General features: G+C 70.9%; 11 protein-coding genes. 6 read left to right on the forward strand and 5 right to left on the reverse strand.

Going from position 1 to position 18542, the window contains the following annotated elements; genetic code table 11:
* Positions 1-26: 26 nt before the first annotated feature.
* Entirely contained in the window at positions 27-3641 is a 3615-nt protein-coding gene (mfd, locus tag RAN62_RS39130) for a transcription-repair coupling factor (RefSeq protein ID WP_305789941.1), read from the reverse strand.
* A gap of 185 nt (positions 3642-3826) precedes the next feature.
* Between mfd and RAN62_RS39135 the strand changes: the two genes are divergently transcribed.
* The 4 genes from RAN62_RS39135 to RAN62_RS39150 all read left to right on the forward strand — a co-directional run bounded on the left by RAN62_RS39135 (position 3827) and on the right by RAN62_RS39150 (position 10787).
* Positions 3827-5593 (forward strand): hydrogenase maturation protein, encoded by a 1767-nt coding sequence (locus RAN62_RS39135; protein ID WP_305789942.1) that lies wholly within the window; start codon positions 3827-3829, stop codon positions 5591-5593.
* A 262-nt stretch (positions 5594-5855) separates the two neighbouring features.
* Positions 5856-7733 (forward strand): glycosyltransferase family 2 protein, encoded by a 1878-nt coding sequence (locus tag RAN62_RS39140; RefSeq protein ID WP_305789943.1) that lies wholly within the window; start codon positions 5856-5858, stop codon positions 7731-7733.
* Positions 7730-9682 (forward strand): radical copper oxidase GlxA, encoded by a 1953-nt coding sequence (glxA, locus tag RAN62_RS39145; RefSeq protein WP_305789944.1) that lies wholly within the window; start codon positions 7730-7732, stop codon positions 9680-9682. The genes RAN62_RS39140 and glxA overlap by 4 nt, the downstream gene beginning before the upstream one ends.
* Positions 9683-9707: 25 nt before the next feature.
* Positions 9708-10787 (forward strand): glycoside hydrolase family 6 protein, encoded by a 1080-nt coding sequence (locus RAN62_RS39150; RefSeq protein WP_305789945.1) that lies wholly within the window; start codon positions 9708-9710, stop codon positions 10785-10787.
* A 3-nt stretch (positions 10788-10790) separates the two neighbouring features.
* Here the strand turns inward: RAN62_RS39150 and RAN62_RS39155 are convergent, their stop codons facing one another.
* Positions 10791-11261, reverse strand: coding sequence for a MarR family winged helix-turn-helix transcriptional regulator (locus RAN62_RS39155; protein WP_305789946.1), 471 nt, complete (start codon positions 11259-11261; stop codon positions 10791-10793).
* Positions 11262-11334: 73 nt separating this feature from the next.
* Here RAN62_RS39155 and RAN62_RS39160 point away from each other — a divergent pair, with 73 nt between their 5' ends.
* Positions 11335-12519, forward strand: a complete 1185-nt coding sequence (locus tag RAN62_RS39160) for an FAD-dependent monooxygenase (protein ID WP_305789947.1) — start codon at positions 11335-11337, stop codon at positions 12517-12519.
* Between the two features lie 44 nt (positions 12520-12563).
* On the opposite strand, the gene RAN62_RS39165 is transcribed toward RAN62_RS39160, so the two are convergent.
* Positions 12564-13142 carry a TetR/AcrR family transcriptional regulator gene (locus tag RAN62_RS39165; RefSeq protein ID WP_305789948.1) on the reverse strand — a complete coding sequence of 193 codons (579 nt, stop codon included), beginning with the start codon at positions 13140-13142 and terminating at the stop codon, positions 12564-12566.
* 46 nt (positions 13143-13188) lie between these two features.
* Between RAN62_RS39165 and RAN62_RS39170 the strand changes: the two genes are divergently transcribed.
* Positions 13189-13872 (forward strand): alpha/beta hydrolase, encoded by a 684-nt coding sequence (locus RAN62_RS39170; RefSeq protein WP_305789949.1) that lies wholly within the window; start codon positions 13189-13191, stop codon positions 13870-13872.
* A 182-nt stretch (positions 13873-14054) separates the two neighbouring features.
* On the opposite strand, the gene ppc is transcribed toward RAN62_RS39170, so the two are convergent.
* Positions 14055-16850, reverse strand: a complete 2796-nt coding sequence (gene ppc / locus RAN62_RS39175) for a phosphoenolpyruvate carboxylase (RefSeq protein WP_305789950.1) — start codon at positions 16848-16850, stop codon at positions 14055-14057.
* Positions 16851-17207: 357 nt separating this feature from the next.
* Entirely contained in the window at positions 17208-18167 is a 960-nt protein-coding gene (locus RAN62_RS39180; RefSeq protein ID WP_305789951.1) for a pyridoxal-phosphate dependent enzyme, read from the reverse strand.
* Positions 18168-18542 lie beyond the last annotated feature (375 nt).

Genomic DNA, 18542 nt, shown 5'->3' on the forward strand with positions numbered 1-18542 from the left:
GCCTGCGTACGCGTACCCGGGGAATGTCAGGCTTTGACCGGAGCCGGCGCCTCCCCCAGCACGTCCTTGAGCAGCTGCGCGCACCACTGCAGCAGCGTCAGATCGCGCAGCGGCTCGCCCCCGATCCGGCGGGTGCTCGGGCGCGGGACGCTGACCTGGTCGTTCGCCGCCTTGTAGACCGAGTCGGGGTGGTAGCGCTTGAGCCGCATCTGCTTCGAGTCGGGCAGCGGCAGCGGCGAGAAGCGCAGGTGCTTGCCCTGCACGGAGACGTCCGTCAGGCCGTAGGCCCGGGCCAGCAGCCGGAAGCGCGCCACCGCGATGAGGTTGGCGACCTGCGCCGGGGGCTCGCCGTAGCGGTCGGTCATCTCGGCGACCACCTCGTCGAGGCGGGCGTCGTCGCGGGCCTCGGCCAGTTTGCGGTACATCTCGAGGCGCAGGCGCTCGACCGCGATGTAGTCGGTGGGCAGGTGCGCGTCGACCGGCAGGTCCACCTTGACCTCGATCTCCTCCTCGGGCCGGTCGCCCTTGAAGGCGCTGACCGCCTCGCCGACCATCCGCACGTAGAGGTCGAAGCCGACGCCCTCGATGTGGCCCGACTGCTCACCGCCGAGCAGGTTGCCGGCGCCGCGGATCTCGAGGTCCTTCATGGCGACGTACATGCCGGCGCCGAGCTCGGTGTGCTGCGCGATGGTGGCCAGCCGCTCGTGGGCCTGCTCGGTGAGCGGCTTCTCGCGCGGGTAGAGGAAGTACGCGTACGCCCGCTCGCGCCCCCGGCCCACGCGGCCGCGGATCTGATGCAGCTGCGACAGGCCGAGCAGGTCGGCGCGCTCGACGATGAGCGTGTTGGCGTTCGGGATGTCGATGCCGGACTCGACGATGGTCGTGCTGACCAGGACGTCGAACTCCTTCTCCCAGAAGCCGACCATGACCTTCTCGAGCTGCTCCTCGCTCATCTGCCCGTGGGCGACGGCGACGCGCGCCTCGGGGACCAGCTCGCGCAGCGTCCGGGCGGCCCGGTCGATCGACTCGACCCGGTTGTGCAGGAAGAACACCTGGCCGTCGCGGAGCAGCTCGCGGTGGATGGCCGCGGCGACCTGCTTGTTGTCGTAGGCCCCCACGTACGTGAGCACGGGGTGCCGCTCCTCCGGCGGCGTCGCGATGGTCGACATCTCGCGGATGCCGGTGATCGCCATCTCGAGCGTGCGCGGGATCGGCGTCGCCGACATGGTGAGCACGTCGACGGACGCGCGCAGCGCCTTGAGCTGCTCCTTGTGCTCGACGCCGAACCGCTGCTCCTCGTCCACGATGATGAGGCCGAGGTTCTTGAAGTGGGTCGACTTGGAGAGCAGCCGGTGCGTGCCGATGACGATGTCGGCCGTCCCGTTGGCCGCCTGCTCCAAGGTCAGCGCCGCCTCCTTGGGCGTCTGGAAACGCGACAGCTGCTTGATGGTCACCGGGAACTGGCTCATCCGCTCGGCGAACGTGTTGTAGTGCTGCTGGGCGAGCAGCGTCGTCGGCACGAGGATGGCCACCTGCTTGCCGTCCTGCACCGCCTTGAAGGCCGCGCGCACCGCGATCTCGGTCTTGCCGTAGCCGACGTCGCCGCAGATCAGCCGGTCCATCGGGACGGCCAGCTCCATGTCGTGCTTGACCTCGCTGATCGCCGCGAGCTGGTCGGGCGTCTCCGTGTAGGGGAAGGCGTCCTCCAGCTCGCGCTGCCACGGGGTGTCCGGGCCGAACGAGTGGCCCTTGGACGCCTGCCGCGCGGCGTAGAGCTGGATGAGCTGCGCTGCGATCTCCTTGACCGCCTTGCGCGCCCGCGCCTTGCTCTTCTGCCAGTCGGAGCCGCCCATCTTGTGCAGGCTGGGCGACTCCCCGCCGACGTAACGGGACAGCTGGTCGAGCTGGTCGGTGGGGACGAAGAGCCGGTCGCCGGGTTGCCCGCGCTTCGAGGGGGCGTACTCGATGACCAGGTATTCGCGGTCGGCACCGTTGACCGTGCGCTGCACCAGCTCGATGTAGCGGCCGATGCCGTGCTGCTCGTGCACGACGAAGTCGCCGGTCTTGAGCTCCAGCGGGTCGATCGTGTTGCGCCGGCGGCTGGGCATCTTGCGCATGTCCTTGGTGGACGCACCCCGGCCGCCGGTGATGTCGTTGCCGGTGATGATGGCCAGCTTCGAGGCCTCGTCGACGAAGCCGTGGTTGAGCCCGCCACAGGTGACCAGCAGCTGGCCCGGCTCGACGGCGGACTCGATGGAGTCGACCGGCGTCACGCCGAGGCCGGCGTCGCGCAGCAGCTCGGTGGCGCGCTGGGCGGTGCCGTGGCCCTCGAAGACCAGCGCGATCGCCCACTTGTCGGCCGCCCACTGGGCCAGATCGTTCGCCAGCTTGGCCGTGTCGCCGTGATAGAGCGGGACGGGCTGGGCCTTCAACGCGACCGCGTCGCCGAGATCCGGCGAGACCTCGGTCGACGGCGCCTCGAGCCAAGGAGTCTCATCCTCGGAGGGAGAAGCGGCGATGCCGAAAGGTGACACCGTCCACCACGGCTGCCGCAGCACGGCAGCGTGCGAGCGCACATCGGCCAGGGTGCGGAAGGCGGCGGCGCCCACGTCGATCGGCGCCTGCCCACCCACGGCAGCGGCGGCCCAGCTCGCTTCCAGAAACTCATCGGACGTACGGGTCAGGTCGTGCGCGCGCGTGCGGATGCGCTCCGGGTCGCACAAGAGAACGTGCGTGCCCTCGGGCATGCAGTCGATCAGCAGCTCCATGCTGTCCGTGCCGTCGAGCAGCGCGGGCGCCAGCGACTCCATGCCCTCGACCGGGATGCCCTCGGCCAGCTTGTCGAGGATCTCGGCGATCTCGGGGTGCGCGGCGCTCAGCTCCGCCGCCTTGGCCCGCACCTGCGGGGTCAGCAGCAGCTCGCGGCACGGCGGGGCCCAGAGCCGCTCGACCGCGTCGATCGTGCGCTGGTCGGCGACGGCGAAGGTGCGGATCTCCTCCACCTCGTCGCCCCAGAACTCGACCCGGGACGGGTGCTCGTCGGTGGGCGGGAAGACGTCGAGGATGCCGCCGCGGACGGCGAACTCGCCCCGCTTGGTGACCAGGTCGACCCGGGCGTAGGCCATGTCGGACAACCGCTGCGCGACGCCCTCCAGCTCGGCCTCGCCGCCGGCCCGCAGCTCGACCGGCTCGAGGTCGCCGAGCCCCTTGAGCTGCGGCTGCAGCAGGGACCGCACCGGCGCGACCACGACCCGCAGCGGCTCGGCGCCGGCCTCGGGGTGGGCGAGGCGGCGCAGGACGGCCAGGCGCCGGCCGACCGTGTCGGAGCGCGGCGACAGTCGCTCGTGCGGCAGTGTCTCCCAGGAGGGATAGACGGCGACGGCGTCCGGCGACACGAGACATCCGAGCGCGTCCGCGAGATCGTCGGCCTCGCGGCTGGTCGCCGTCACAGCGAGCACGGGCTTGCCGGCGCCGCCGGACTCGGGCTGCCCGGCGACCGCCGCGACCACGAAGGGCCGCAGCGAGACGGGCGCCGTCAGGTCGAGCGCGTCGGAGTCGGCCCCGCCCTTGCGGGCCAGGTCACGGGCCCGCGCCAGCCCGCGGTCACGCAGGGCGGCCGGGATGAGGCCACTGAGTTGCATGAAGAAATCTCTCTCGAGAGCACATCGAAAAACCCCTGCGCCCGTTGGACGGGGGGTACCTCACCAAGCTTAGTCCGCCGCACCGGAGAACCGGCGCCACACACAAGTGCCGGACCGCATGTGCGACAAACCCCTAGATCGGCGGACAAGACTGGCTAAAGGAACTAATTGTCTGGGGAGGCAATGTGCGCATCGTGCTGCTCGTGTCGGCATTCAACGGCTTGACCCAGCGGGTGTGGTGCGCACTGCGAGAAGCGGGTCACGAGGTCGGCGTCCAGCTGGCCACGAGTCCGGGCGACATGATCGACGGCGTCCGGCGGGCGAGCCCCGATCTGGTCGTGTGCCCTTTCCTGAAGGACCGGGTGCCGGCCGAGGTCTGGCGACATTGGCGCACGGTCATCGTCCATCCGGGGCCCGTGGGCGACCGCGGGCCGTCGTCGCTGGACTGGGCCATCACCGAGTCGGCCCCGACGTGGGGCGTGACCGCGCTGCAGGCCGTGGAGGAGCTCGACGCGGGCCCGATCTGGGCCGCCCGGACGTTCCCGATGCCGGCCGCCGCGCCCCGCAAGTCGTCGCTCTACTCCGGGCCTGTCGCCGACGCGGCCCTCGAGTGCGTCTTCGAGGTGGTCGCCAAGGCCGCCGATCCCGGCTTCCGGCCCACCCCGGCGGCCGAGATGACCGTCGAGGTGCGCGGCGCCCGTCCCCGCCCGGCGATGAAGCAGGCCGACCGCGCCTTCGACTGGTCCGACCCGGCCGAGACGATCGTGCGCCGGATCCGGGCCGGTGACGGTTCCCCGGGCGTACGGACCACCGTGGCCGGGCGCGACGTCTACGCGTACGACGCCCATCCGGGCCTGACCCGCGGCGCGCGCCCCGGCACGGTCCTCGGCCGGCGTCAGGGCGCCGTGCTCGTGGCGACCGGCGACGCCAGCGTGTGGCTGGGTCATCTGCGCGAGCCGGACGGCGTGAAGCTGCCGGCGACGACCCTGCTCGGGCGCGACCTGGCCGGCGTGCCGCAGTCGCCCCTGCCGATCGGCGCCGAGCCGGAGGGCCCGGTCTACCGGCAGATCCGCTACCGGCGGTCCGGGGCCGTGGGCTGGCTGACCTTCGACTTCTACAACGGCGCCATGTCGCCGGGGCACTGCCGCCGGCTGCTCGCCGCGTTCCGGCACGCCGCGGGCCAGGACACCCGGGTGCTCGTGCTGCGCGGCGGCACGGACGCCTTCAGCAACGGCATCCACCTCAACGTGATCGAGGCGGCCGCGGACCCCGCCGGCGCCGCGTGGGCGAACATCAAGGCGATCAACGCGGTCTGCCGCGAGCTGATCACCTGCTCCGGGCAGGTGACGATCGCCGCGTACGCGGGCAGCGCCGGAGCGGGCGGCGTCATGCTCGGCCTCGGGGCGGACGTCGTGGCGGCCCGTGACGGCATCGTCCTGAACCCCCACTACGACATGGGCCTGTACGGCTCCGAGCTGCACACCTTCACCCTGCCCCGGCGCGTCGGGGCGGAGACGGCCCAGCGCCTCGTCGACCAGCGGCTGCCGGTGAGCGCCCGGCGGGCCCGGTCGCTCGGTCTGGTCGACGAGGTCGGGCCGCGCCACCCCGACGCGTACGGGGAATGGCTGCAGGCGCTCGCCGTCCGGCTGGCCGATCCCCGGTCCGCCCGGAAGCGCCGGACAGAGAAGGCGCGCCGGGCCGGGGCGGAGCGGGTGCCGCTCGACGTCTACGAGACCCGGGAGCTGGCCGAGATGAGCAGCGACATCTTCGGCGACCGCTCCGGATTCGCCGCCGCCCGGCACGCTTTCGTCGGCAAGGCGCGACCGGCCCGCACCCCCGATAACCTGCTGCTACATGCAAATAGGCGCGCGATCAAGCCGGTGATGTCCCAGCATGCGGGACGGGAGAAGATCGAAGCGGCGGTCCGTCCGGCCGTCCCGATCTCCGCCTGATGCCCGCGACAAATCCGGATATTGCCGGGCGGTTTTCGTCACTCTCCGAATCCTTCTCGGATCGGAGAGCGGCGGCGTTCACCATTCCGCAATCTGTCCATGGAATGTTGTGAAGCCATAAAACCGCAGCTCAGGCGGCTGATCAGCCCATTAATGAACGCAAATAATCACCCGGACAACGCAAGCCCCGCGGTCGGCGTTGTCACGATCCGTCATGCCCGCTGCCGGGCTGACCCGTTGTCGCACGACGTGGAAGGAAGCCATGAGCGTTGTTCAGACCCCGCCCCCGGGATCCGGACGCCCCCGCAACCCTGAACCACCGGTCGACGAGACGACGGTCATCCCGGCTCCGCGCAACCAGCACGAGCTGGAGAACCTCAGCGGCGGCAACGATCAGACCCACATCCTCCCGTTCCGGTACAGCTACAGCGCGTACAGCGTGCTGGCCGGGCCGGCGGAGCTGCGCACCAACCGCAAGGACCCGTACCGGGTCAGGATGCGCCGGCTCGCCCGGCGCCGGCCGGTGGCGACGGTGTTCATCACGCTGTTCGCCTTCGCGTTCGAGACCACGTTCTTCGCCTGGCTGATCTCCGCCATCGAGCTGCCCGACCCGGATCTCCGGCCGGTCGTCTTCGGCGCCACCGTGTTCATGATCGCGGCGACGTCCCTGATCGAGTTGTTCCGTCTGGTCAACGTCGTGACCCTGTGCCTGGCAACGATCTGGGCGCGAGATCCTGTCCCCGTCGTGCCGGACAGCAAGCTGCGCGTCGCCTTCCTGACCACGATCGTCCCCGGCAAGGAGCCGCTGGAGATGGTCGAGCAGACCCTGGTCGCGGCGCTCAAGATCAGACACCCCGGCCCGTACGACGTCTGGCTGCTCGACGAGGGCGACGACCCCGAGGTCAAGGCGATGTGCAGGCGCCGGGGCATCCGGCACTACACGCGCAAGGGCCTGCCGCAGTACAACATGCCCGCGGGCGCGATGAAGGCGAAGACCAAGCACGGCAACTACAACTCGTGGATCGACCGGCACGGGGACTCGTACGACGTCTTCGTCTCGGTCGACCCGGACCACGTGCCGCAGCCCAACTTCTGCGAGCGGCTGCTCGGCTACTTCGACGACCCGGACGTGGGGTTCGTCGTCGGCCCGCAGGTCTACGGCAACTACGACAGCGTCGTCACCCGCTGGGCCGAGTCGCAGCAGTACCTCTTCCACTCGCTGCTGCAGCGCGCCGGCAACAAGCGCGGCATCGCCATGCTCGTCGGCACGAACAACGCCGTCCGGATCTCGGCCCTGCGCAGCATCGGCGGTCTGCAGGACTCGATCACCGAGGACATGGCGACCAGCCTCGTCATGCACAGCACGAACAATCCGGCGACGGGCAAGCGCTGGCGCTCGGTCTACACCCCGGACGTGCTGGCCGTCGGCGAGGGCCCGTCCAGCTGGACGGACTACTTCTCGCAGCAGCACCGCTGGTCGCGCGGCACCGACGAGGTCGTCGTCAAGAAGTTCTGGCGGATGGGCTGGAAGCTGGGCTTCGGCCGGGCGCTGCACTACGGGCTGCTGATGGCGTACTACCCGCTGACCGCGTTGTCGTGGCTGCTCGGCGCCGGCGTCGCCGCCTGTTATCTGCTGCTCGGCGCCAAGGGCGTCCAAGTGCCGCAGGAGGTGTGGCTGATGCTCTACGTCGACGCCGCCCTCTTCCAGATCGGCCTCTACATCTTCAACCGGCGCCACAACGTCAGCCCGCACGAGGACAGCGGTTCCTCGGGCCTGCCCGGCATGCTGGTGTCCACGTTGTCCACTCCGCTGTACGTGTCGTCGTACATCGGCGCCCTGCTCGGCCGCAAGGCCGGCTTCGTCGTGACGCCCAAGGGCGACGCAATGAGCCCGGACCGGGTCTCGACCTTCCGGCACAGCCTGGGCTGGGCGGCGTTCTACGCGGCGCTGCTGATCGCCTCGCCCTTCCTCGGCCACGTGGACGGCTGGATGTGGCTCTGGCCCTCCCTCAACCTGATCATCTGCCTGTTGCCCCTGCTGGTGTGGCGGATCCAGACGATCCACGCCCGCTCGGCCCGCGGCCGGTCCCGGGCCACCCGCGCCCTGGACCCGGAGACGATGGAGAAGACGTACGCATGAAGCCCCACCACCGCCCCTCTCTCGCTCGCAAGATCTCGAGCGGCCTGGTCGCAGTCGCGGTGCTCGGCGTCGTCGCCGTGGTGAACCGCCCGATGGTCGCCATGGGCGCCGAGGCCTACCACGAGTTCACGATCAACCGGCAGTCCTACAAGGAGCAGTACGGCCACTGGGCCGCGCTGCCCGTCCCGCAGGACTTCAAGGTCAACGCGATCCACGCGGCGCTGCTCAACACGGGCAAGCTGCTGATCATCGCGGGCAGCGGCAACAACCGGGACGCGTTCGAGGCCGGCACCTTCCGGACGATCATCTACGACCCGGCCAAGGACGAGTTCAAGGACGTCCCGACCCCGACCGACGTGTTCTGCGCCGGGCACACGTTCCTGCCCAACGGCAACCTGCTGATCGCAGGTGGCACGAAGAGCTACGAGGTGCTGGCCGAGGACGTCGAGCACGCGTACGGGGTCATGAAGCTCAAGAACGAGTCGGCGACCAGCGGCCCGCACGTGTTCAAGAAGGGCACCTCGCTGGTGTCGGCGTCGGGCCGCGTCTACAAGACCCGCGAGGACGTCACGCTGGGCAAGGCGCACGTCATGAACCACGGCGGCCAGGTCATGCAGCACGCCGCCGAGGTGGAGGTCTTCGTCGACGCGGTGGACAAGGGCGACGGGCCGATCGTCGAGCAGCCCGCGCAGTACACGGTGGCCGGGCTGTCCGGCGCCGACAAGCAGAACGTCTACGGCATCGCCGAGAAGATCACGCGGGAGAAGCAGGAGTACGGCGGCGACAACACGTCGTACGAGTTCGACCCGGTCGCCGAGCGGTACGTCAAGGTCGGCGACATGGTCGAGAACCGCTGGTACCCGACGCTGGCTGAGCTGCCCAACGGCGACGTGCTGGCGGTCTCCGGGCTCGACGAGTTCGGCCGGATCATCCCCGGTGACAACGAGAAGTACATCGCCTCGCAGAAGAAGTGGGTCGACGCCCCCGAGCTGCACCGGACGTTCCCGACCTACCCGTCGTTCCACATGATGGAGAACGGCAACTTCTTCTACTCGGGCTCCAACGCCGGCTACGGGTCGGACACGGTCGGGCGGACGCCGGGCGTCTGGAACGTCCGGAACAACAAGTTCACCGAGGTCGGCGGTCTGCGTGACGCCAAGCTGACCGAGACCAGCTCGTCGGTGCTGCTGGCCCCGGCCCAGGACCAGAAGGTGATGATCTTCGGAGGCGGCGGTGTCGGCGAGTCCGAGGTGTCCACGAAGCGTACGGACATCATCGACCTCACCGAGGACAAGCCGGTCTACCGTCCCGGGCCCGACCTGCCGCAGCCGGCGCGCTACCTCAACGCCGTGATCCTGCCCGACGACACCGTCTTCACCACCGGCGGCTCGTCCGGCTACCGCGGCGGCAAGTACGGCGACAAGACGCGCAGCGACCTCTTCAACGCGCAGATCTACCAGCCGTCGTCGAACTCCTTCGCCACCGCGGCCGAGTCGACGGTCGGGCGCAACTACCACTCCGAGGCGATCCTGCTGCCCGACGGCCGCGTCGTGACCATGGGCAGCGATCCCCTGTACGACGAGTCCGGCAAGGGTCCGGGCACGTTCGAGAAGCGCATCGAGGTCTACTCGCCGCCGTACCTCTTCCAGGGCGCGCGTCCCTCGGTCACCGGCGGGCCGGCCCAGGTCGAGCGGGGCACGACGGTCGGCTTCACGTCGCCCGACGCGGCCCGGATCACCCAGGCGCGCCTGGTCCGGCCGAGCGCCGTCACCCACGTGCTCGACGTCGACCAGCGGTCGGTGGCCCTCGACATCACGCCGGCCGGCGGCGCCAAGCTGAACCTGTCGATTCCGGCGTCGAGGGGCCTCGCGCCCTCCGGCTGGTACATGCTGTTCCTCATGGACGACCGCGGTGTGCCCTCGGTGGCGCGCTGGGTGCAGGTGCTCTGATCGCATGGTCCGACACGCCAGGCCGGTGCGCGTCGGTCCCAGGTACGTGCTCGCGGCGGTCGCGCTGGTCGCGGTCGCCGCGGGCGTGGGCCTGGCCGTCTCCAGGTCGTCCGATCCTCCCGGCAGCGTCACCGTGACGCTGCCCTCCGCCGCACCTTCGCCCTCCGTCTCTCCCTCCGCTTCTCCTGTCCCCGGCGGCATGCAGACGTCCAGCTCGCAGGCCGCCATCCCGCTCTATGTCGACCCGTCGGGGGCGGCGGCACAGCAGGTGCGCGATTATCAGGCGGCCGGGCAGACCGCTCTCGCCGAGTCGATCCGCAAGATCGCCGACCGCCCGGTCGCGACCTGGTTCGCCGACTCGTCGACCGGCGGCGTGGACCGGGCCCGCGCCCTGGTCGCCGCGGCCGCGCAAGCGGGCCGGGTGCCCGTGCTGACCCTCTACAACATCCCGCACCGCGACTGCTCGGGCCAGTCGGCCGGCGGCGCGGCGTCGGCGGCCGAGTACCGCGGCTGGATCGACGGCATGGCGGGCGCGCTGACCGGCCGCGCGATCGTGATCCTCGAGCCCGACGCCATGCCGCACGCGGTCGAGGACTGCCTCGACGACGCCGGCCGCACCGAGCGCTACCAGCTGCTCGGCTATGCGATCGACCGGCTCCGCGCGGCCCACGAGGGCGTGTCGGTCTATCTGGACGCGGGCAACCCGAGCTGGATCACCGACACGGGCCGGCTCGCCGGGGCGCTGCGGGCGGCCGGGATCGAGCGGGCCGCCGGCTTCTCGCTCAACGTGGCCAACTTCGAGACCACCGAGGCCAACATCCGGTACGGCACCGAGCTGAGCGGCCACCTGAACGGCGCCCGCTTCGTCATCGACACCAGCCGCAACGGCAACGGGCCCGCCGACCGGGGCGCGAACGACCACGACCACTGGTGCAATCCGGCCGGCCGCAAGCTGGGCGACCTCCCGACGACGTCCACCGGCGTGCCCCTCGCCGACGCCTATCTGTGGATCAAACGCCCGGGCGAGTCCGACGGCGCCTGCGGCGACGGCGCTCCCCCGGCCGGCCAGTGGTTCGCCGACTACGCCCTGGCCCTCGCCGGATGAGTTTTACTCGTCGAACCGGTCCAGCCGCTCGGTGAGGTCGTCGGCGAAACGCCCGAGCAGGCGGCCGAGTGTCCGGCGGTCCTCGGCCGACCAGCCGGACAGGGCGTCGCCGAGCGCGCCGAGCACGGTCTGCAGATAGCGGCCGACGGCCTCGGCGCCGGCCGGGGTCAGCTCGACCCGGCGGGCCCGCTGGTCGTCGGGGTCGGGGATGCGGCGGGCCAGGCCGCGCCGTTCCAGCTCGTGGACCTGGCGGGTCACGTGCGGGCCGACCACCTGCATGCGCTTGGCGATCTCGCCGATCCGCAGCGGCTCGCCCGCCATGTGCAGCGAGAGCAGGATGCCCAGCGTCGGGCGGTCCAGGTCGATGCCGGCGTTCGCCGAGGCGCGCTCGATGAAGCGGCTGCGGCCGAGCACCGTGCTGAGCTGGGACAGGCGGGGCAGAACAGTGATCAGGTCGTCCGGTGTGTCCGTCATCACTCTCAATTCGATACCTAAGTTAGGTATATAGTTTCCTCATCGCACTGAGACCTCATCGAGGAGGAAGCTCATGAGCAGGGTACTGATTTCCGGGGCCAGCATCGCGGGTCCCGCGCTGGCCTATTGGCTGCGGCACCACGGATTCGACGTCACCGTGGTGGAGAAGGCGGACACGGTCCGCGGCGGCGGCTACCCCATTGACATCCGGGGGACGGCCCTCGAGGTCGTGCGCCGGATGGGAGTGCTGCCCGCCTTGCAGGAGGCGCACATCAACACGCGGCGGCTCACCTTCCTCGAGCCGGACGGCAGCCTGATCACCGCGATCCGGCCCGACGAGGTCGTCCGCGGGGTCGAGGGCCGCGACGTGGAGGTGCCGCGGGGCGACCTCACCTCGATCCTCTACGCAGCCGTTCGCGACGACGTCGAGTTCCTCTTCGGCGACAGCATCGGCACCCTCGACGACGGGCCGGACGGGGTCGACGTGACCTTCCGGGGCGGGGCCCGGCGCCGCTTCGACCTGGTCATCGGGGCCGACGGGCTGCACTCGCACACGCGGGCCCTGACGTTCGGCCCCGAGGAGCAGTTCCACCACTACCTCGGCCACTGCTTCGCCGGCTTCACCATGCCCGACTTCCTCGGCCTCTCGCACGAGGGCGTCGTGTGGAGCACGGCCGGGCGCGGCGCCGCGGTCTATGCGGTTCGCGACAACGCGCAGGTCCACGGGTTCCTGACCTTCGACCGGGCCGAGCCGCCCTTCGACGCCTTCCGCGACCCGGCGGCGCAGCGGGAGCTCGTCGCCTCGGTCTTCGCGCACGACGGCTGGGAGATCCCGCGGATGGTCGCCGCAATGCGCTCGGCCGGCGACCTCTTCTTCGACGTCGTCAGCCAGATCCGGATGCCCCGCTGGTCGACCGGCCGGGTCGCCCTGGTCGGGGACGCCGCCTATGCCCCGTCCTTCCTCACCGGGCAGGGCACGAGCCTCGGGCTGGTCGGCGCCTACATGCTCGCGGGCGCCCTGGCCAGCCACGACGATCACGAGCAGGCGTTCGCGGCGTACGAGCGGGACACCCGCCCCTACGTCCAGGCGAACCAAGGGCTCGTCGGCGAGGGCGACAGCATCCTCTTCCCCGCCACCGAGGAGGCGCTGGCCGGGCGCAACCGGATGCTGCGCGGCCTGACCGAGATGCCCGCCGAGCCGGGCCGGCCCGAGCACTCGGCGCTGACCCTGCCCGACTTCGCCCCGGCCAGCCGGTGAGCCCAGTCGGCGTCGCCGATTCGCTCAGCCGGGACTGTCGAGAGCTACGCGGTTCGCTCAGCCGGAGTCGGTGAGATCTGCCCGGTGAGCAGGGTCAGGAAGTCGTCGAACGCGCGGTCGGCCCGATCGGTGTCGCCGGTGTCCTCGAGATCCATGATGAGCCCGCGGATGACGGCGAGCGCCAGGGTGCCGAGCTCGGGGCGGCCCACGGTGCGCAGGCCGTCCTCGAAGGGCTGCCGCCAGTCCGTCGTGGCCTCGCGCCGGAAGCCCGGCCACAGCTGCTGCCCGGCGTCCTCCCGGAGCCGGCCGAACATGCTCAGATAGGGCCGCCCCTCGGGACCCGTCATGGCCCGCCACGCTCGGCGCAGCGTGCTCGGATAGGGCTCGTCCGGCCGGGGTGTCACCAGCTCGCCGAAGAAGTCGCGCTGGCGCTGCCGGGCCCGGCCGAGGATCTCCCGCAGCAGCGCGTCCCGGGTGCGGAAGTGATAGATCAGCATCCGGGTCGAGGTGCCGGTCGCCGTGGCCAGCGGCTCAAGGCGGTCGGGCAGCCCGTGGGCGAGGGCGTGGTCGACACACGCGTCGAGGAGTTTCGCGCGGATCTCCGGTTGCTTGTGCCGCCCCACCGCCGCACTTTTTCACGTAACTGGCGGTACGTCTACCGTTGATCGCATGCGGGTCATCTTCGTGCACGGAGCGTGTGTCAGGGACGGGGCGTGGTGGTGGCACGCGGCCGCCGCCGAGCTGGAGAAGCGGGGCATCGGCAGCGTCGCCCCGGCGTTGCCGAGCTGCGGTGAGGGCGACCAAGAGGGGCCGGCCGGGCTGACCGAGGATGTCGCCGCGGTGCGGGCTGTCTTGGACGGCAGCGACGAGCCGGCCGTGGTGGTGGCGCACAGCTACGGCGGCATCGTGGTATCCGAGGCCGCGGCGGGCGTGCACCACTTGGTGCTCGTGTCGAGCTACCTGCCCGAGCCGGGCGAGTCGTTGTCGACGTTCGGCCCGGCGACGCCGCCGCCGTTCCTCGACTTCGATCCGGTGGGCGGCACGTTCGGCGCCGTCCCCGAGCTGTTCGCGGAGACGTTCGCCCAGGACTGCCCGCCGGAGATCGTTCGCGGCGGGCTGGCCCGGCTGGCCCGGCAGAACCTCGCCGTGACGCAACAGCCCGTGCAGTTGGCCGCGTGGCGTGACGTGCCGACGACCTATGTGGTGTGCAGCGAGGACCGTGGCACTCCCGCGGCGGCCCAGCGATCGTTTGCCCGTCGCGCTGACACCGTGATCGAGCTGCGGGCGGGCCATCACCCGTTCCTGTCGCAGCCCGGGGCCGTCGCTGACATCGTGGCCGGGGTTGGAGCGTGACCACTCACGCAGGTGGCAGGGCTCGGCCGGCCGTTCTGGCGCCGCCAGGCGCCTGGCCGTCCGGGCCCGGTCTCTGGCGGGAGCGACGTCTCGGACCACGACGGACCCGAGTCATCGGACTTTGAACAAGCGGAACCGGCCGCCCCTGCAGCGAGGGACGGCCGGTTTTCACGCGGAAATGATCAGCCGGTGTTGCGCATGCCGGCGGCGATGCCGTTGACGGTCGTCAGCAGCGCCCGCTCCAGCGCGGCCGAGTCCGACGGCACCCGGCGTGAGCCCGGCGCCGTCGCAAGCTGGCGATCCACGTCGCCGAGCGCCCTGTACTGCCGGAGCAGCGCCACCTGCAGGTGGTGCAGCGGCTGCAGATAGGTGTCGCGGACGTCCAGCGTGCGCGACAGCTCCGCCTGCGACTCGAGCAGCTTCTCCGCGCCGGTGATGGCGAGGACCTGCTCGACCGTCTTCGCGTACTCCTGCTCGATCATCGTGAAGATCGGGTGGAGCTCGGCCGGGACCAGCGTCTCGACGTAGCGGCGGGCGATGGTGAGGTCGGTCTTCGTCAGCATCATCTCGACGTTGGAGATGAAGGTGCGGAAGAACTGCCAGTCGCGGTACATCTCGCGGAGCACCTCGACGTCGTGCTCCTCACGCACCGCCGCGAGGCCGGTGCCGACGCCGAACCAGCCGGGCACGATCTGGCGGGTCTGCGTCCAGCCGAACACCCACGGGATGGCGCGCAGGCCGCCGAGCCCGGCGTCCGCGTTGGGCCGCTTCGACGGCCGGGAGCCGATGTTGAGCGCGCCCAGCAGCTCGGTCGGGGTGGCCGCCCAGAAGTACGCGGGCAGGTCCGGGTTCTCGACCAGCGTGCGGTACTGCCGGAAGGCCGCCGCCGACGCCGTGTCCATCACCTTGTCCCAGCGGGCCAGGTTGGCCAGGTCGACCTGCGGCTCGGTGTGCAGCAGCGTCGCCTGCAGCACCGCGGCGACCGTCAGCTCGAGGTTCTCCCGGGCCAGGGCGGGCAGCGTGTACTTGTCGGAGATGACCTCGCCCTGCTCGGTGACCTTGATCGCGCCGTCGAGCGTGCCGTAGGGCTGGGCCAGGATCGCCTCGTGCGTCGGACCGCCACCCCGGCCGACCGTGCCGCCGCGGCCGTGGAAGAGCCGCAGCCGGACGCCGTGCCGGGCCGCCACGTCGCGCAGCGCGCGCTGCGCCTTGTGGATCGACCACTGGCTCGTGGTGATGCCGCCGTCCTTGTTGCTGTCCGAATAGCCCAGCATGATCTCCTGGACGTCGCCGCGGGCGCGGACGATGTCCCGGTAGGCCGGCAGGGACAGCATCTCGTCCAGCAGGTCGCCGCCGGCGTCGAGCTCGGCCGGCGTCTCCAGCAGCGGGACGATGCCGATGCGGGCGCGCGGGGTGTGCACGTCGATGAGGCCGGCCTCGCGGGCCAGCACCGCCGCGGCGAGCACGTCGTCGACGCCGAGGGTCATCGAGATGATGTACGACTCGATGACCTCGGCCCCGAACCGGTCCTGCGACTCGCGGATCGTGTGGAAGACGTCGAAGGTCTTGCGGGCCGACTCGGTGAGCGGGGCGTCCGCCGCGGCCAGCGGGCGGCGGCCGGTGAGCTCGGCGGAGAGCAGCTTGGTGCGCTCCTCGCGGCTCAGCGCGGTGTAGTCGTCGACCTCGCCAACCTGCGCGTAGAGCTGGGTCAGCACCTCGTGATGCTTCTCCGCGTGCTCCCGGACGTCGAGCGTGGCGAGCTGCAGCCCGAAGGCCGACGCCGTGCGGATGACCGACGCGACCGAGCCCACGGCCGTCAGCTGGCCGGAGTTGCGGGCCAGCGAGGCGCGGATCAGCTCGAGGTCGGCGATCAGCTCGTCGCTGCCCAGATAGTCGCGGCCGGGCACGTGCGGGGTGTTACTGCTCAGGCGCTTACGGGTGTTCGCCAGCTTGGCCTTGATGCAGCGGGCCTTCAGCCTGTACGGCTCCTCGGCGTTCACGCGCCGGAACCGCCCCGAGACCTCGGGCAGCTTCTCGAGGTCCTGGGCGAGGCTGGCCGACAGATCGAGCGACACCCCGCGCAGCCGGCGCGACACCGACAGCTCGTCGATCAGCTCGTCCATCGCCAGCTCGGTCGCCTGGATGCCGTGCTCGTGCTGGATGATCAGCACGTCGCGGGTGACGGCCGGCGTGACGAACGGGTTGCCGTCGCGGTCGCCGCCGATCCACGACCCGAAGGTCAGCGGGCGCGCGGTCGGCGCCGTCTCCACGCCCAGCTGACGCAGCGTCTCGGCCAGGTCGTCGAGGACCTGCGGGGCCGCCTCGGCGTAGAGATCCTTCAGGTAGTAGACCGCGTTGCGCGCCTCGTCGGTCGGGTCCGGCCGGTCCAGCCGCAGCTCGTCGGTCTGCCAGAGCAGGTCGATGAGCTCGGCGAAGCGACGGGTCGAGGCGGTCGTGTCCGACGCCCCGTAGAGGATCGCGGCGCTCGCCTCGCCGTCCAGCGCGTCGGCCAGGCCCCGCAGCTTGGACAGGATCGAGCGACGGGCGGCCTCGGTGGGGTGCGCGGTGAAGACCGGTCGCACCGCGAGCCGCCGGGCCGCCGCGGCCACCTCGTCGGCCGGGATGCCCTTCTCGGCGATGCGCTTCGCGGCCTGGTCCAGCCAGCCGCCGTCCCGGGCCCGGCGCCGGCGCAGGTCACGCGAGCGGTGCACCTGCTCCGTGATGTTCGCCAGATGGAAGTAGGTGGAGAACGCCCGCGCGAGCTTCGTGCCCGTCGTGACATCCATCGCGGCCAGCCGGTCCGCGGCGGCCGGCGCATCCGTGCGCACCAGGGCGCGCACCTCCTCGACCAGGTCGAGCAGCGGCGTGCCCTCCTGCCGGGCGAGCGTCTCGCCGAGCAGCTTGCCGATCCGGCGGATGTCCTGCCGCAGGGCCGCGTCCGGCCCGTCGGGATCGATATGGCCGTACTGATCTGTCACTGGGGCGCTCCTTTGCCTTCAGGTGCTCCAGGACGGCGCTGTCCCGACTTGGCGATCGTATCGGTGCCGGGGGGTGTGGTGTCGATTTGAGGTAAGTCTCATATGTTGCGGAAGTGCTTCGCCAAGATCAAATGCTTCACGATCAAGAGCTTCATGTCGTTGGTGGGTGGTGCGTACGGGCCGTCGCTCCCGCCGAGGGCTCGTACGACCGGGGCCAGGGGCGCGGGGCGCCCCAGAACGGCCCCGGCCGCACGGCTACGTGCGTGAGGGGTTGCGCTCACCCCACAACCCCGCGTGGTGCCGGTCCGCTCGCCATCGCGGCCCAGTTCCGTGGCTCGTGGCTCGGGGCGGCCGGGGTCAGGTGGTCAGGAGTTCGGCGAGGCGGGCGGCGCCGACGTTGCCGCCGGAGATGATGACGCCGATGCGGGCCGGGGCCGGGTCGAGCCGGCCGGCCAGGAGCGCCGCCAGTCCGGAGACGCCGCTGGGCTCCGCCACCAGCTTGAGCCGGTCCACCCCGAAGCGCAGGGCGTCCCGGAGCTCGTCGTCGCTGACCAGCACGATCTCGTCGACCAGATCCTTGTTGATCGAGAACGTCAACTCCCCCGGAGTCTCCGCCGCCTGCCCGTCGGCAATAGTCCGGGGCACCGGAATCCGCACCCGCTCCCCCGCGGCCAGCGACCGCTTGGTGTCGTCGCCCTCCGCCGGCTCCACCCCGATCACCCGAACGCCGGGGTACAAGCCCTTGGCCACAATGCTCGACCCCGCGATCAGCCCGCCCCCGCCGACCGGCACGACGATCGCATCCAACTCCCCGACCTCGTCGAACAGCTCGAGCGCCGCGGTCCCCTGCCCGGCGATGACGTGCGGATGCTCGTACGGCGGAATCAGCACCAGCCCGCGTTCCTCCGCCAGCTGCCGCCCCAGCGCCTCCCGGTCGCCGGTGTACCGGTCATAGCCGATCACCTCGCCCCCGTACCCCCGCACCGCATCCACCTTGGCGGCCGGCGTGTCCTCGGGCATGAGGATGACCGCCGAACTCCCCAGCAGCTGCGCCGACAGCGCCACCGCCTGGGCATGGTTCCCGGACGAGAACGCCACGACGCCCTTCGCCAGCTGCTCCTCCGAAAGCCGCGAGATCGCGTTGTAGGCCCCCCGGAACTTGAACGCCCCGATCCGCTGCAAGTTCTCGGCCTTCAGAAAAACGGATGCCCCCACCCGCTCATCCAACATCCGAGACCGAACCACCGGCGTCCGATGCGCAACCCCCTCAAGCCGCTCCGCCGCCGCGCGTACATCCCCCAAGCTCACCCTCGTCATGCGCCCAATCCTACGAACCCGCCACTCCCCGCCCCAGCGCCAATTCCCCACTCCCGGCCCGCCCCGCACCGGCCGACAGTCACCAATGAAACCCCTGGCCCGCACACCCCCACGCGAGCGCGCCGGTCGCAATTCGGCACCCAACTCTGAACACCCGGGGAAGCATTGACGCAAAAGCCCCGTCCAAGCCATCGCGCTCGAAGAACAACGGGTTGCCGCAGAAATGTCGCCCAAGCCGCCGACGTCCACGGAATAGAACGTCAATGCAAGAATGCCGCCCAAGTCGCCGGCGCCCGACCCGAGGCCCGCACTGGCGTAGAAACGCAGAAACGCCCGTCCCCGAGCCTGTGAAGGCTCAGGAACGGGCGTTCCCTT

It is taken from the genome of Symbioplanes lichenis, from assembly GCF_030709675.1.
GTDB classification, from domain to species: Bacteria; Actinomycetota; Actinomycetes; order Mycobacteriales; family Micromonosporaceae; genus Actinoplanes; species Actinoplanes lichenis.

Excerpts from the sequence above, each read along its gene's own strand:
- RAN62_RS39160 (WP_305789947.1), top strand. The coding sequence starts at position 11,335 with ATGAGCAGGGTACTGATTTCCGGGGCCAGCATCGCGGGTCCCGCGCTG.
- RAN62_RS39140 (WP_305789943.1), top strand. The coding sequence starts at position 5,856 with ATGAGCGTTGTTCAGACCCCGCCCCCGGGATCCGGACGCCCCCGCAAC.
- mfd (WP_305789941.1), bottom strand. The coding sequence starts at position 3,641 with ATGCAACTCAGTGGCCTCATCCCGGCCGCCCTGCGTGACCGCGGGCTG.
- RAN62_RS39180 (WP_305789951.1), bottom strand. The coding sequence starts at position 18,167 with ATGACGAGGGTGAGCTTGGGGGATGTACGCGCGGCGGCGGAGCGGCTT.
- RAN62_RS39155 (WP_305789946.1), bottom strand. The coding sequence starts at position 11,261 with ATGACGGACACACCGGACGACCTGATCACTGTTCTGCCCCGCCTGTCC.
- glxA (WP_305789944.1), top strand. The coding sequence starts at position 7,730 with ATGAAGCCCCACCACCGCCCCTCTCTCGCTCGCAAGATCTCGAGCGGC.
- RAN62_RS39170 (WP_305789949.1), top strand. The coding sequence starts at position 13,189 with ATGCGGGTCATCTTCGTGCACGGAGCGTGTGTCAGGGACGGGGCGTGG.